Genomic DNA, 14,025 nt, shown 5'->3' with positions numbered 1-14,025 from the left:
CGATCACACGGTAGTGCCAGCCGCAATCGCCCGGCACCGGCGGCAAACTCGCGGCTTTTTCGCCATTCAGGTCCGACAGCGCAGCAGCAACCGTTACAATGCCGGCCCGTTGTTGGTTGTCCTGAGATGTGTTGCTCGTGTCCGCCCCCGCCAGTTCCCTCAATTCGCTGAATCCCGCCCAACAGCAAGCGGTTCGCCACGTCCACAGCCCCTTGCTGGTGCTGGCCGGCGCTGGTAGCGGCAAAACACTGGCGATCACGCACAAGCTGGCGCATCTGGTGAATTCGCTGCGCTATGCACCGGAATCCATTTACGCGGTGACCTTCACCAACAAAGCCGCGCGCGAAATGAAAGAGCGCGCCGCCCGCCTGATGGGTGAAACCGCCGGCCAGCTCAATGTCTCGACCTTCCACACCCTCGGCCTGACCTTCATTCGGCACGAACACAAAGCGCTGCAGTTGAAGTCCTCGTTCACCTTGCTTGATGAAGACGATTCGCTGGCGATGCTGCGCGATGCCGCCAACCTGAATCAGGTCGACAAGCAAGTGCTCGGCGGCTTGCGCATGCTGATTTCAAACTGGAAGAACGCGCTGCTGACCCCCGAGCAAGCGCTCACGGCCGCCAAGGATGCCGAAGAGACCCTGGCAGCGAAAGCTTATGCGGCTTATCAACGCACCCAGCGCGCCTGTCATGCACTCGATTTTGACGATCTGATCCTGCTACCCGCCGTTTGCCTGCGCGAAGAAGATCACATCCGCAACAAATGGCAGCACAAGGTTCGCTATTTGTTGGTCGATGAATACCAGGACACCAACGGCGCCCAGTACGAGCTGGTCAAATTGCTGGCCGGTGATCGAGCGGCGTTTACCGTGGTCGGCGACGATGACCAATCCATTTACGCCTGGCGCGGCGCCAATCCGGAAAACCTGAATCAGCTGAAAGCTGATTACCCCAAGCTGGAAGTGATCAAGCTTGAGCAGAACTATCGCTCGTTCGGCCGCATCCTGAAATGCGCCAACACTTTGATCGCCAACAACCCGCACATGTTCGAGAAGTCGCTGTGGTCGCAAAAACAATTCGGCGAACCGCTGCGGGTAATGAACTGCGCCAACGACGAAGACGAGTCCGAGCGCGTGGTCAACGAGATCATGATGCGGAAAATGCGCGGCAACCTGAAATGGCGCCAGTTTGCCATTCTGTTTCGCGGCAACCATCAGGCCCGGCTGTTTGAAAAGGCCATGATTGAACGCAAGGTGCCGTACAAGCTGTCCGGTGGTCAGTCGTTCTTTGGCAAAGCCGAGATCAAAGACGTACTCGCCTATCTGCGACTGCTGGTCAATGACGAAGACGACGCGGCGTTTCTGCGCATCGTCAACGTGCCGCGGCGCGAGATTGGCGCCAGCACCATCGAAAAACTCGGCGCCTACGCCCAGCGCCGACATCGCACGCTGTTGCCCGCTTGCCGGGAACTGGGCCTCGAGACCGAACTGAGCGGTCGGCCGTTGACAGCGTTGCGGCAATTCAGCGATCTGATCGGCCGTTATGGTGAGGCCTGCCGTAAAGGTGATGCCATTGTGGCAATCAACGAATTGCTGCGCGCCGTCGGCTACGAAGGCTGGCTGTACGAACAAGCCAGTAGCCCGAAAGTCGCGCAAGGCCGGTGGCAGAATGTTCAGGAATTACTGAGCTGGTTGGAGCGTTCACTGAAAGACGGCGCCAAAATTAGTTTCGACGAAGCGGTCAACAAACTGCTGTTACGCGACATGCTGGAGCGCAGCGCCGAAGACGAGCAAAACGCTGACGAAGTGCAGATGCTGACGCTGCACGCCGCCAAAGGTCTGGAGTATCCCCACGTCTACATGGTCGGCATGGAAGAAGAGTTGCTGCCGCACCGCACCAGCATCGAAGAAAACAGCATCGAAGAAGAACGCCGGCTCTGCTACGTCGGCATCACCCGCGCCCAGGAAACCCTGACCTTTACTCTCTGCACCACCCGCAAACGCTTCGGCGAAACCATCCGCTGCGAGCCAAGCCGGTTTCTGGCCGAGCTGCCGGTTGACGATCTGAAGTGGGACAACGCCAAGAACGCAACTGCGGAAGAAAAAGAACAGGTACGGAATGAAAAGCTGGCCGCGCTGAAAGCCTTGTTGGACGACTAGAAACCATTCTTCACGCGCGTTGGCATCGTCAGTCATGTAATTGAACTTGACGAGCCAGACAACCCTACCTACAGTTCGCCGCCGAACCGCGGTTCGGATTTTTCCTAACTGTTCAGTATCGAAAACCAGGAATATATAAATGGGTAAACTCTCAGCAGTGTTGGCAGCGCTTCTTGTAACAGGACTGGCTGCCCCAGTAGTCGCTGCAGAAACCACGATTGGCGTTGAAATGACCAAAGCCAAAATTGAAAGCGATGGATTGGACAATGGTTACAAGCTGTTTTTGAATCACATGGTTAGTGAGAATTTTGGTTTTGAACTTGCCCACGGCAAGTATGGTAAGTACAGCAGCAATGGCTACGATGGCTGGGACACGTACTGGTTTGATGCAGAATTCTCAGCCACCAACTTTGCGCTGATCGGCGCGGCACCGTTGAACGATAGCATCAGCGTGTTTGGCAAGCTGGGCTTGTCGATGTGGAAAGTGGATGTCTTTGTCGATGGTGAAGGCACCGATACGGAAGAAGGCGATGATCTGTTGATGGGGTTTGGCCTGAATATCAACGCCGGTTCACATGCCAGCATCAAGATTGAATACGAATCGGTCCAAGTTGAGGATGCGGATGCCTCAAGCATCAATTTTGGCCTTGGCGTTCGTTTCTAAGCAGAACAGTCGTCATGAAAACGCCCGCTGCCGCGGGCGTTTTTGCCTGTCGAACAAAGCATCTTCGATTTGAAAATCGGCGGCTGCCGAAATCAGCCAGAGTTATCCAGCTGCAGCATCAGTTTATCCAGCAAACTCCGCAAAGTTTCTGCCTCCGTCATCGACAAGCCGGTGGCCTGCATCACGGCCGGCGGCACCGACAGGGCACGTGTGCGCAGGGCGCGACCGGCCTCGGTCAGCGCAATCTCGACTTCCCGCTCATTGCTCTTGCGCCGTTGCCGCGACACCCAGCCGGCCGATTCCAGACGTTTCAGCAGTGGCGTCATCGTGCTCGGGTCCAGCTTCAGTTGCTCGCTCAGATCCGTGACGGTGATGCCGTCGCGCTGCCACAGCACCAGCATCGCCAGGTATTGCGGATAGGTCAGGCCGAGCGCATCGAGTAGCGGCTGATAGCAGCGGGTCAGGCCGCGCGAGGCGGCATAAAGACGAAAGCAAAGCTGGGCGTCGAGCCGCAGCCAGTCGTCCGCGACAGCGACCGCAGAATCAGCAGCGGGTTTACGGCTTGGCATGATGAGAACTCACGATGGCGCGAGGCCGATCAGGAACAGCAACTGGCCGCGATTGTAACGGCGCGGCCAGTTGCGATGCTCGACTTCCGCGTGGCTCAGGCCAGTGCGATGCTGACGTCGACATTGCCGCGTGTGGCATGCGAGTACGGGCAGATGTTTTCGTGGGCGAATTTGATCAGGCCTTCGGCCACAGCGCGGTCAACGCCCGGCAAGGACACGCTGAGCGCAACGGTCAGGCCAAAGCCACCGGCCGAACGCGGACCGACGCCGACCTTGGCGGTGACCGCAGTCTGGGTCAGCGCGACCTTCTGTTCGCGGGCAACAAAGCGCACCGCCGATTCAAAGCAGGCGGCGTAGCCGGCGGCAAACAATTGCTCCGGGTTGGTGGCCGCGCCGCCCGGACCGCCCAGTTGCTTGGGCAGGGCCAGCTTGGCTTCGAGCACGCCATCGGAGGATTTGATCTGGCCTTCGCGGCCACCAACGGCAGTGGCTTCGGCGGTATAGAGAACTTGAACGGACATGGTGTAACTCCTGCGATGAGGTAGGTGAATCGGGTTAGTAAAAGGCACCGGCCCGGTATCCCGTCAACCCGGCCCCGGATTGCCACAGTGGGGTCGGAGGGGAAACCGATAACGGGTTCGGATGGCGGCATAGTACGCCTGCAAACGTTTTGTATGCAAATTGTTATTGGGTGATTAATGCACAAACCCGGTATCGACCGGTACTAGTGCATTTGTTCAGGTTGATTGGCTACGGCCGGTAAAAGCCAAAAGCCACCTCACGGTGGCTTTTGGGCGGGCCTTGGTCGGACGGTGGTCAGTGCTCGGTATTCAGTGCTCAGACTTCGGCTTTCAGTTATCAGTGTTCGGCCCGCAGCCGGACCACATCAAAACGCTTCAGTGCCGGGTTGCTGGCCGCCAACGTGGTTTCGATTTTTTCCAGCTCGGTCATGTTGGCGCAGAGCGACTCAGCTTTGGCTTCCAACAGCTCGGCCCGGGCTTCGACTTTCTGGTCCAGATCGTGCTCCATCTGGTCCAGCTGGGCTTGCCACTGTTTGGCGTATTCCTCGTCAAACGCGGCATGCATCGCCTTGCCGACAATGGCGGTGCTGGCGCTCAGCACTGACCAGCCGAGCGACGCGCCACCGCCGGCGATGTTCCAGTCTTCGTCCTGCATGCTCATGGCCCGCGACGGCAGATGCCGGTCGTCCATGCGCTTGCCGATCTCACTGGTCAGGTTGGCGAACTTGCCGCGCATCTCCTTGACCGATTCATGGTCCGGGCCGAGCAGCGTGGCGAAAGCAAATTCGGTCGCTTCACCGGCAATGGCCAGCGCTTCCCGGGTCACCGCATTGACTTGCGGCACCAGCTGGCGCAATCCGTCTTCGTAACGGCGCAGTTGCTGCTGGTCGGCGCTGCTCAGTGCGATCGCCTTGCCATTGTGGCGCAGCTCGCCATTGGCCAGGGCAAACTCGCTGCCGTCATCGGTCAGGGTGACTTGCCGATTATCGAGGCTGATGGCGTATTGCAGATCGACATTGCAGCTGTGATCGTGCGTTTTCAGTTCATGAGCCTGGGCAGTGGCCGTCATCAGGGCGGCTGCGGTTGCCGTCAACAGTATCCGTTTCATGGACCCCTCCTGTTTGCGCTGTGCTGGCACGGCCATCGTGGCAATGCCTGTTGTCCGATCAATGCGGTCGCGGATTTGCGGCGGTGCCCGCAAGGTAAAACGCGACATGCACTGGGCTTTGTAATGCAGGACGTAGTGGCTTTGTAACGCAGCGACTGATGACGGACGGTGGCGGAATGTCAGCGGATGTAAATGACCGATGGCAACGGCGAGAAAGACTGGCGAAAGCGAAGCGCCGCCCGTTCAGGGCTTGGCGGTAGTCTGCTGGCAGGACAACCAGCGTTGACCGGCCAACAGCAGATGTGACCAGCTCGATGCCGGATCGGTCTGGCAGGGCTCGACCACAACACGCTGCAACAAGCCCGACACCGGCACCAGCACAATGCCGGCATCCGCCAGCGTGGCCAGGCGCTGCTCTAGCACCTGCAGGGTAGCCGGGCGCGGATGACCGATCGCCAGGGCATGACCGCGCTGACGCGCCAGCTTCAGCAAGTAGTCAAACTGGCGCGCGATGGCGGCGGGGTTGTCGTCATGATCGAGAAAGACATCGCGGCCGATACTCGGCACGCCAAGTCGGCGCGCCGTTGTCCCGGCAATGGAATGACTCGTGGTGCGCGAATCGATGAAAAAAACCGCCTGCGTTTTTGCTTCGTCGAGCAACCAGCTCATGCGGGTCGGGTCGCGGGTCAGCACGCTGCCCATGTGATTGTTGAAGCCGCTGACAAACGGAATGCTGGCCAGATTCTTGCGCAACTGCGCGCGCAAATCCGGCTCGCTCATGGCCATGGTCAGCGCACCGGGGCCCATCAGTTGCAGTTTTTCTTCTGACTCCATCGGGGCATGCAGCAGCACATCGCGACCGCGCGCGTGCGCGGCGCGCGCCAGCGATGGCGCAAAACTGGTGTAGGGTAAAAAGGCGTAACTGACCGCACCGGGCAGTGCCAGCGCGCGCTCATCGAGCGCACGGTTGTTGCCCATGTCGTCGATCAGGATGGCGATACGCGGGTTCTGCGCCAGCGCCAGCGTCGGCAACATCAGCAGACAGCAAAGCCAGCGCCAGCGCGGTGATTTCAGCCGGCGCATGATGACGTCCCGCTCACCGGCCATGCTGGCGCCAACGTAAGCAGCAGCGACAGCGATTTGCCATGTCGACTGTCAAAATCCACTCGGCAGAGAGAATGCTGGTGTACGGCCGAAGCGCCTGACGCAACGCAACTCACTTCTGCAGCACCGCCAGGCCGCGCAGCAAATTGATGGCGGTTGCCAGCTGGATATCTTCCGCAATGTCGCGGCCATTGACCGAAGTCACGGCGACCGTGGTCGCTGCATTGCCGTCTGCTTGCTGGTTGCGCAAGGCGTGCGGCAAATCGGCTTCCCGCACGCTCGGGCGCGGCGCATCGGCGACCAATTTGCCGGCTGCGACTGGCACATCCGGTTCGATCCCGGAGGCCTGAATCGAGCGACCCGATGGCGTGTAATAACGAGCGGTGGTCAGCTTGATGGCGCCGTCACCACTGATTTTCTGCACCGTCTGCACCGAGCCTTTGCCGAAGCTGCGACTGCCGACCAGAATCGCGCGATGATTGTCCTGCAGTGCGCCGGCGACGATTTCCGCTGCCGATGCCGAGCCGTTGTTGATCAGCACCACCATCGGTGCGCCGTCGAGCAGATCATCCGGGCGGGCGCGCAGTTCGCTGTTGCTGCCACTGACCCGACCCTTGGTCGAAACGATGACGCCATCGGTCAGAAAGGCATCGGCAACTGCAGCGGCAGCACCGAGCACGCCGCCAGGATTATTGCGCAAATCAAAAATCAAGCCGCGCAGTGCGCCCTTGTTGCTGGTCTTGAGCTTTTGCAAAGCATTGATGACTTCAATGCCGCTGTCCTGTTGAAACTGACTGAGTCGCAGATAACCAATGCCGTTGTCGAGCAATTCCTGACGAACGCTGGCGGTCTGGATATTGTCACGCACCAGCACCAGCTCAATCGGTTGGGCGCTGCCTTCACGAGCCAGTTGCACCGTGACCTTGCTGCCGGCGTCGCCGCGCAAACGATTGACGATATCTTCCATTTTCAGACCGCGAGTCAGCTCGCTGTCGATGCGCAGCAGCAGATCGCCGCTGCGCACGCCGGCTTTTTGCGCCGGACTGTCATCCATTGCGGTGATGACCCGGAACTGACCATTTTCCGGCGCCACTTCCAGACCGACGCCGCTGTATTCACCGCGAGTCATTTCAGTCAGTCGCTGCAGATCTTTGCCCGGCAAATAGGACGAGTGAGGATCCAGCGTGGCCAACATGCCGGCGATGGCGCCTTCGAGCAATTGCTTGTCATCAACCGGTTCAACGTAATTGGCCTTGATGCGTGCCAGCGCGTCGGTCAATGCCTGCAACTCGGTAAGTGGTAGCGTGGCGTTGTCGGGCGCTTCACTGTTCGCCATGGCTGCGCCGCTGAACGCCAAGCCGAACAGCAGTGGCAGCAACACACGCGGACGCACCATTTGATACGAAGTGGACAGATACATACAGCCTCCTGTCGGCGCTTTTAACGCCCCTATCCCTGGAAAATAAACCCGTTTAAAAATCCCGGCCCGAAACGGGCAAGCCTGAAATGGGCTGGCCCGAAAACAACTGAACTCGATTCCGCACGGCACTCGATTCAGCGCGGCTATGCTCGGTTCAGCACAGCTCGATCCAGCAAGACTCGATTCAGCATAGCCCAATCCGCTTTCACACACTGGTGCCGAAACCTGTTTCCAGGCGTTCTGACCAGATTACGCCCGTTTCATTCCGACAACACGGTGATATTGCCGACACCGCCATTACCCAGTGAACGCTGCAGCGCTGACGCTCAGCCTTTCTTGCACCACTGTCGCGGATCAATGGCCTTGCCTTGATGGCGGATTTCAAAATACAGCGCCGAGCCTTGTTGGCCACCGCTGTTGCCGACGGTTGCCAGCGGTTCACCGGCTTCAACCCAATCACCCACTTGTTTCAGCAGTGACTGGTTATAACCATACAGACTCATGTAGCCATCACCGTGGTCGACAATGGTCATCAGGCCGAAACCGCGCAGCCAGTCCGAGAACACCACGCGGCCGTGAAAGATCGCATTGACCTCCCGCCCTTCCGGCGCCTGTATCAGCACACCGTTCCAGCGCAATCGGCCTTCGTGGCGGGTATCACCAAACTGCTGCAGAAAATCACCGCGTGCCGGCCAGCCCAGCTTGCCTTTCAGCTGGGCAAAGCCGGCGCCTTTGGGCAACCGTACCGGCACGTCCCGCACCACGGTTTCAATGCGGTCCAGCAACTGGCCCAACTCTTTTTCGTCCAGCAGCAAGGCGGCAATTTTCTTTTCATCGCCGGCAATTTCGCTTTCGACCTGACGCAGACTGCGTTCGCGTTGCCGCTGCAGACCAGCCAGCCGTTTGCGCTCGGCTTCCTGACTTTCTTCCAGTTTGCGCAGCGCAGTAATTTGCGCGGTGATTTTTTCTTCGACACCGACCAGATGACCAATGGCCCAGGCCAGGGTCTTCAATTGCTCGCCGCGGGCGCGATTGAGATAGCTGTAATAGGTCATGGTCCGGCCGAACCGGGCCGGGTCCTGTTGATTCAGCAACAGCTTCAGGTATTCCTGTTGTCCGGACATGAAGGCCGTGCGCAATTGCTGCTTCAGGGCCTTGGCGGAGCGATCACGCTGTTGCCGGTAGTTGCTGCGTTCCTGATTGAGATTTTTCAGTCGATCACGCGCTGTGGCCAGCTCTTCCCGCGTGCCTTTCAACGCCCGGCTGGTCAGGCCCATCCGGGTTTCGATGTCAGCGAGTTCGGCGCGCGCTGCACTTTCGCTACGACGGCGCTGCTCCTGCTGGCTGCGCAGGGTTTCGATGCGGCTGCGCAATTCTTTCAATTGCGCTTCGGTGCCAGCCTTGTCGGCAGCGGTTGCCACCGATGTCGACAGCGGCATGGCGACCAGCAACAAGAGCAGCGGCAACAGAAGTGGCCATCGGCGTGACAAACGATTTGGCAATTGAAGTGACGACAGCCATGCCGTGGCAAGAGGCAGCCGGCCATGCTGAACAAAACAGATCATTCGGGCGGCGATAGTCAAATGGGCGCGGTCGCTTGGCAGTGAAAGGGGCATTGCTGCCAGTTGCGCTGGCAGCAAGATTTTTTATCGTTGGGAAAAGCGCACAGCACCGGTTTACTTCAACCGGAACAACGGTCGACCAGTCATTTCTGCCGGCGCCGGCAAGCCCATCAGGTAGAGCAGGGTCGGCGCTACATCTGACAGTACGCCATCGCTGATGACGGGCTCGGCAGCGCGGCCAACATACACCAGCGGCACCGGATCAGTGGTGTGCTGGGTGTGCGGCTGGTTGACCTCGTGATCGTGCATTTGTTCAGCGTTGCCGTGGTCCGCGGTGATCAGCGCTTCGCCACCAACCTGACGCAAGGCAGCGACCACCCGGCCCAGACAAACATCCAGCGCTTCGATCGCGCGCTTGGCGGCGGCGAAATTGCCGGTGTGGCCAACCATGTCGGCATTGGCGTAATTGCAGATGATCACGTCGTATTTTTGCTGGGTAATCGCCTCGACCATTTTATCGGTCACTTCGGCCGCGCTCATTTCCGGCTGCAAGTCGTAGGTAGCGACCTGCGGCGACTGCACCATGATGCGCTCTTCACTGACAAAGGTCTGCTCGACGCCGCCGTTAAAGAAGAATGTCACGTGGGCATATTTTTCCGTTTCGGCGATGCGCAGCTGGGTCAGCTCGTGGTCCTGCAACCACTGACCGAGAGTATTGCTCAGTGATTCCGGTTTGTAAGCCACCGGTGCCGGGATGTCAGCCGCATATTGCGTCAGTTGAACAAAATTCAGTTTCGGCCGCGCAAGCCGTTCGAAGCCGGTGAATGCCTCATCGACAAACGCGCGCGACAGCTGGCGGGCCCGGTCGGCGCGAAAGTTCAGGAACAGCAGGGCGTCACCGTCTTGCATGGTCACCGCGTCGCCAATGCCGCTGGCCTGGACAAATTCGTCGGTTTCCTTGCGCGCATAAGCGGCTTCCAATGCCGCCAGCGCGGTCGGGAAATGGAACGGCGCAATGCCACGGGCCAGCAGATCGTAGGCGCTTTGCACGCGCTCCCAGCGCTTGTCGCGATCCATTGCAAAGTAGCGGCCACACACACTCGCAATCCGCGCGCCCGGATACTGCGCGCAAACGCCGTCCAGGGCTTTCAGTGACGCAGCCGCACTTTGCGGCGGCGTGTCGCGGCCATCGAGAAACGCGTGGACATAAATCGCCTTGGCGCCGCGCTGAGCGGCTAGCTTCACCGCCGCGAAAATGTGCTCTTCATGGCTGTGCACGCCGCCCGGGCTCAGCAAGCCCATCAGGTGCACGGCGCGGCCGGCCGTAACAGCGCGGTCGATGGCCTGGGTCAGTTCCGGATTGCTGAAAAAATCGCCGTCGCGTATCGCTTTGGTGATGCGGGTCAGCTCCTGATAGACCACCCGGCCAGCGCCCAGATTGATATGACCGACCTCGGAATTGCCGAACTGGCCGTCCGGCAAGCCAACGTCCTCACCAGAGCCGGAGATCAGCATTTTCGGGCATTCGGCCCAGAGCCGGTCCCAATTCGGTTTCGCCGCCGCCCAAATGGCATTGTCCGCCGGGTTTTCACGATGACCCCAGCCATCCAGCACAATCAGGACCATGGGTTTCGGGCGGTTCGGCATTGCGGCAAATCCTGTCATTGACGATAGCCAGGCATTGTATCGACCAGCTGGCAAGTGGCCCAAATGGCCAATGAATTTTTCCGTCCGGCAAGGGTTGCTGGCGCTGTGTCGCCACTGCGCCAGCCCGAACCCGGTCTTGGACCCCGGCCAGCGCACGACAAAAGTGTGACAAAGCGCAAGATTCTTTGACTTTCCGCTGTCGGGACGGCACCGTTTACCGGTTGGCCTGACCCGGTTTGCAGCAGGCCCGATTAACCCTTGTCAGGCAAGAACGGAGTCTTCCCCTGTCATACCCCTCGCGAGGCCCCGATGTTTAGCCGCTCCGCCCTGATTTGTCTGTCCCTCTGCGCACTGCCTGCGCTCGCTGATTACAGCACCGGTGTTGGTGCTTATTCCCGCAAGGATTTCCCGGCCGCCCGCGCGGCCTTCCAGCAAGTTGCTGAACTGGCCGACCCGCAGGCCCAGCGCGCGCTGGCCTCGATGCATGCCCGCGGCGAAGGCGGCCCGGTCGATTTGCTCGAAGCCTATGCCTGGGCCAGTCTGGCGGCCGAACAGGGCGATGCCACTGCCAGCAAGATTCGCGAGGCCATTGCCGCCAGTCTGCCCGCCGCGATGAAACCGCAGGCCGAAACCCGCTTGCAGGGCTATCGGGTCAAATATGGCATCGACAGCGTCAAGCGCGAGCTATATCCGCTAGTCAGTGGCAACGAAGCTTCTGTATTTGATTTGCAGGTCCCAGCGGCCCGGATTCGACAACAACTTCCCGTGGTCTACCCAGAGCGCGCCAAGGAGAAGAACGACCAAGGTTATGCTTGCGTAAGCTTCTATGTTGACAGTGCCGGCAAACCATTGGACGTGCGCCGTTATGACAGCAAGGGAAATGGCATTCTGGTTGCGGCAGCTGAAAAACTGCTGGCCGACTGGCGTTTTGAGCCGGAACCGAGCGAACAGCGGGTAGGCCATTGCATCGATTTCCTGATTGAAGACGACAAGACTTGGCGCCCGGCCGAGCAAGTCGAGCAACAGCGAGCGAAAGTCCGCAAAGGCGAAGCCCGCTCCACCATGGAACTGGCTCGCGATTTCAGCAACAGCGAACGCACGGTCACCAACCGGGTCGAAACCCAAGCCGTCACGGAGGCGTGGCTGCAAGCGGCGCTGACTGGCGCCGCCGAAGCACAAACCGAACTGGCGTCGCGCTTGATGCGCGGTGCCGGCTGTGTCAGCGATCGAGCAAAGGCCGCACACTGGTTACAGCTGGCCATCGCACAGGATTACGCACCAGCCAAACACATCGCGGCGCTGTGGTTCGAAGGCGACAAACAGTTGGCCATGTCTGCGCCTCAGCAGAGCGAATGGCTGCAACAGGCGGCTGATGCCGGCAACGCGTTGGCGATGTTGCGGGTCGCCAAGCAGCAATTGAAACCCGGCGCGGGCCAGAACGCTACAGCAGCCTTGGCACTGCTGAAGAAGCTGCCGACCGATTGGCACATCCATGTACTGGACTGGCTTGCCTATGGTTACGCCCTGACCGGCGATTTCAGCGCAGCGCAGGATGATGCCGACGACGCGCTCGATCTGGCGACCGACATCGGCTTGACAACCGAGCGTCGGCAGGCCGCGTTGAAAGCCGTCGAAAATGAACAATTGCCGCCGCTACCGGCGCATTGAGCTAGCAGGTCTTTTAGACAGCGAGCCGTTTTGCTCCGGCTGTTTTTTGCGTTAATGCGGTGCCGTGTTGAAGCATTGACGCCGCCGCATTGACAACAACCGCCGCCGACAGGCAAGTTGGCGGCCGTTTCCACGGTTCAAGGACTGGAACTCATGCGTTTACGCCATCCCGTTTTCTTTTTCGGCCTCGTTCTCGGCTGCGCGACTCCGGCTCTCGCCGACTTCAGTAGCGCCATGACCGCTTACGAGCAGAAGCAGTTTGATGTTGCTTACGCCGAATTTCGTCGCTTGGCTGAACTCGGCGATGCGCCATCCCAACGCAATCTGGCAGTGATGTATGCGCGCGGCGAGCATGTCGACAAAAGTCCAGTCGATGCTTGGGCCTGGGCAGATCTGGCGGCCGAACAAGATACAGAACATGCCCCCAAATTGCGTGACGTTTTTGCCACCAAACTCGATGAAGCGTCCATGAAACGTGCGAGAGAGTTGGCGAATGAATTGCAAAGCAAGTTTGGTCAACAAGCGATTACGGCGCATTTACTGCCTGTTGTTGCTGATCGACAGGCGGATTGCACCGTATCGGGAGACAGTCCGGCACAGCCCGTGCGAACAAAAGCCCCCCGATATCCGATGGCGGCCGCGCAAGCAGGTGTCACCGGTTATGCTTGCTTGAATTTCTACATTGATGTCAAGGGTCGTCCACAGCGGGCGCGAGTTTATGAAAGTGGCATCAGAGAATTGACAAAGAGGGATTCGGACAGTCGTCTGTTTCGTTCACTCTTCGAAAAGAGCAGTTTGGCGGCAGTGAAAGACTGGGAGTTTCTCCTTCCGGCCAATGAGCAGTTGCGAGAAATGCAAGCCAGATACTGTTTGGATTACCGGTTGGATGAAGGTAATAGTGGCGCAATTGCGGCGATTGACCCGAAGAAAACCAAAGCAAAATTGACAGAACTGACTCCGCTCGCTGAAGCCGGCGATGGTAAAGCACAATATGAGTTGGCAAATGTAATTAAAACCGAACTCATCACAGGCCAAAAGCGGCAAAAAGAACTTGATCAGTATAGCGAAAAACTGTTCCTGCAAAGCGCCATCAACGGCGACTCACGTGGACAATATAAATTAGCCAGCAAGTTATTGACTGGCGACCGTTGTGAAAAGGACACCAGTAAGGGTATTTTCTGGTTGACGGTTTCAGCTCAGCAGGGTAATGCCGACTCGGCTTGGTTGTTGGCACAAAAACTCGACATTGGTGGCGATGTTGCGCAGCAGAAAGAGAAGAGCCTGAAGTGGCTGAAGGTGGCGGCGGATGGTGGTCATAAGCGGGCGCAACTGCAATACGCGCTGGCACTACTGGAGCAGGGCTCCGAAAACGCCGCCGAGGCACGTAGCTATTTGCCGCCGTTCACCGATACCGACGATATTGCATTGCTGGAAGCCTATGCTCGATTGTCGGCTTTGTCGGGCGGTTTTGACAGCGCAGTAAAATATCAGGAACAGGTAGTCAGTATCGCTACCGAACTAGAGTTTGCCTTGCCTGCACGAGAACAGGCGCTGGCCGCTTATCGAAAAAAGGCACTACCTTCCACCGCTGGGCTGTAAGGAG

At 58.9% G+C, this 14,025-nt stretch carries 11 protein-coding genes; 4 read left to right on the top strand and 7 right to left on the bottom strand.

The annotated features are described in order from the left end of the window. The first annotated feature begins 137 nt into the window (after positions 1 to 137). On the top strand, positions 138 to 2,159 hold the full coding sequence (locus tag HPT27_RS04160; RefSeq protein WP_328820151.1) for a UvrD-helicase domain-containing protein: 2,022 nt from the start codon (positions 138 to 140) through the stop codon (positions 2,157 to 2,159). A 139-nt stretch (positions 2,160 to 2,298) separates the two neighbouring features. Next, positions 2,299 to 2,823 (top strand): porin family protein, encoded by a 525-nt coding sequence (locus HPT27_RS04155; protein WP_172239376.1) that lies wholly within the window; start codon positions 2,299 to 2,301, stop codon positions 2,821 to 2,823. Positions 2,824 to 2,915: 92 nt separating this feature from the next. Here the strand turns inward: HPT27_RS04155 and HPT27_RS04150 are convergent, their stop codons facing one another. From HPT27_RS04150 to gpmI, 7 genes are all read right to left on the bottom strand, one after another. Continuing rightward, complete coding sequence (locus tag HPT27_RS04150; RefSeq protein WP_172239373.1) at positions 2,916 to 3,392, bottom strand: MarR family winged helix-turn-helix transcriptional regulator; 477 nt, start codon at positions 3,390 to 3,392, stop codon at positions 2,916 to 2,918. A gap of 95 nt (positions 3,393 to 3,487) precedes the next feature. Continuing rightward, complete coding sequence (locus HPT27_RS04145; protein ID WP_172239370.1) at positions 3,488 to 3,913, bottom strand: organic hydroperoxide resistance protein; 426 nt, start codon at positions 3,911 to 3,913, stop codon at positions 3,488 to 3,490. Between the two features lie 337 nt (positions 3,914 to 4,250). Continuing rightward, a complete protein-coding gene (locus tag HPT27_RS04140) occupies positions 4,251 to 5,021 on the bottom strand; it encodes a DUF2884 family protein (protein WP_172239367.1) in 771 nt (256 codons plus the stop codon). Between the two features lie 243 nt (positions 5,022 to 5,264). Then, complete coding sequence (locus HPT27_RS04135) at positions 5,265 to 6,104, bottom strand: divergent polysaccharide deacetylase family protein (protein ID WP_172239363.1); 840 nt, start codon at positions 6,102 to 6,104, stop codon at positions 5,265 to 5,267. Positions 6,105 to 6,237: 133 nt separating this feature from the next. Then, a complete protein-coding gene (locus HPT27_RS04130; RefSeq protein ID WP_235950843.1) occupies positions 6,238 to 7,545 on the bottom strand; it encodes a S41 family peptidase in 1,308 nt (435 codons plus the stop codon). A 326-nt stretch (positions 7,546 to 7,871) separates the two neighbouring features. After that, positions 7,872 to 9,011 (bottom strand): murein hydrolase activator EnvC family protein, encoded by a 1,140-nt coding sequence (locus HPT27_RS04125; protein ID WP_172239360.1) that lies wholly within the window; start codon positions 9,009 to 9,011, stop codon positions 7,872 to 7,874. Between the two features lie 210 nt (positions 9,012 to 9,221). Further along, positions 9,222 to 10,754 (bottom strand): 2,3-bisphosphoglycerate-independent phosphoglycerate mutase, encoded by a 1,533-nt coding sequence (gpmI, locus tag HPT27_RS04120; RefSeq protein WP_172239357.1) that lies wholly within the window; start codon positions 10,752 to 10,754, stop codon positions 9,222 to 9,224. 309 nt (positions 10,755 to 11,063) lie between these two features. Between gpmI and HPT27_RS04115 the strand changes: the two genes are divergently transcribed. After that, positions 11,064 to 12,422: a TonB family protein gene (locus HPT27_RS04115; RefSeq protein WP_172239354.1), complete on the top strand. Its 1,359-nt coding sequence runs from the start codon at positions 11,064 to 11,066 to the stop codon at positions 12,420 to 12,422. 153 nt (positions 12,423 to 12,575) lie between these two features. Next, positions 12,576 to 14,021 carry an SEL1-like repeat protein gene (locus tag HPT27_RS04110; protein ID WP_172239351.1) on the top strand — a complete coding sequence of 482 codons (1,446 nt, stop codon included), beginning with the start codon at positions 12,576 to 12,578 and terminating at the stop codon, positions 14,019 to 14,021. Positions 14,022 to 14,025 lie beyond the last annotated feature (4 nt).

It is taken from the genome of Permianibacter fluminis (genome assembly GCF_013179735.1).
GTDB lineage: Bacteria > Pseudomonadota > Gammaproteobacteria > Enterobacterales > Permianibacteraceae > Permianibacter > Permianibacter fluminis.
Note: the sequence above shows the minus strand (reverse complement) of the source record. Positions and strands in the feature narration are given on the sequence as shown.

What these genes read in the sequence shown, in the direction of transcription:
- HPT27_RS04155 (WP_172239376.1), top strand. Translation starts at nt 2,299, where the DNA reads ATGGGTAAACTCTCAGCAGTGTTGGCAGCGCTTCTTGTAACAGGACTG.
- HPT27_RS04150 (WP_172239373.1), bottom strand. Translation starts at nt 3,392, where the DNA reads ATGCCAAGCCGTAAACCCGCTGCTGATTCTGCGGTCGCTGTCGCGGAC.
- HPT27_RS04145 (WP_172239370.1), bottom strand. Translation starts at nt 3,913, where the DNA reads ATGTCCGTTCAAGTTCTCTATACCGCCGAAGCCACTGCCGTTGGTGGC.
- HPT27_RS04140 (WP_172239367.1), bottom strand. Translation starts at nt 5,021, where the DNA reads ATGAAACGGATACTGTTGACGGCAACCGCAGCCGCCCTGATGACGGCC.
- HPT27_RS04135 (WP_172239363.1), bottom strand. Translation starts at nt 6,104, where the DNA reads ATGCGCCGGCTGAAATCACCGCGCTGGCGCTGGCTTTGCTGTCTGCTG.
- HPT27_RS04130 (WP_235950843.1), bottom strand. Translation starts at nt 7,545, where the DNA reads ATGTATCTGTCCACTTCGTATCAAATGGTGCGTCCGCGTGTGTTGCTG.
- gpmI (WP_172239357.1), bottom strand. Translation starts at nt 10,754, where the DNA reads ATGCCGAACCGCCCGAAACCCATGGTCCTGATTGTGCTGGATGGCTGG.
- HPT27_RS04115 (WP_172239354.1), top strand. Translation starts at nt 11,064, where the DNA reads ATGTTTAGCCGCTCCGCCCTGATTTGTCTGTCCCTCTGCGCACTGCCT.
- HPT27_RS04110 (WP_172239351.1), top strand. Translation starts at nt 12,576, where the DNA reads ATGCGTTTACGCCATCCCGTTTTCTTTTTCGGCCTCGTTCTCGGCTGC.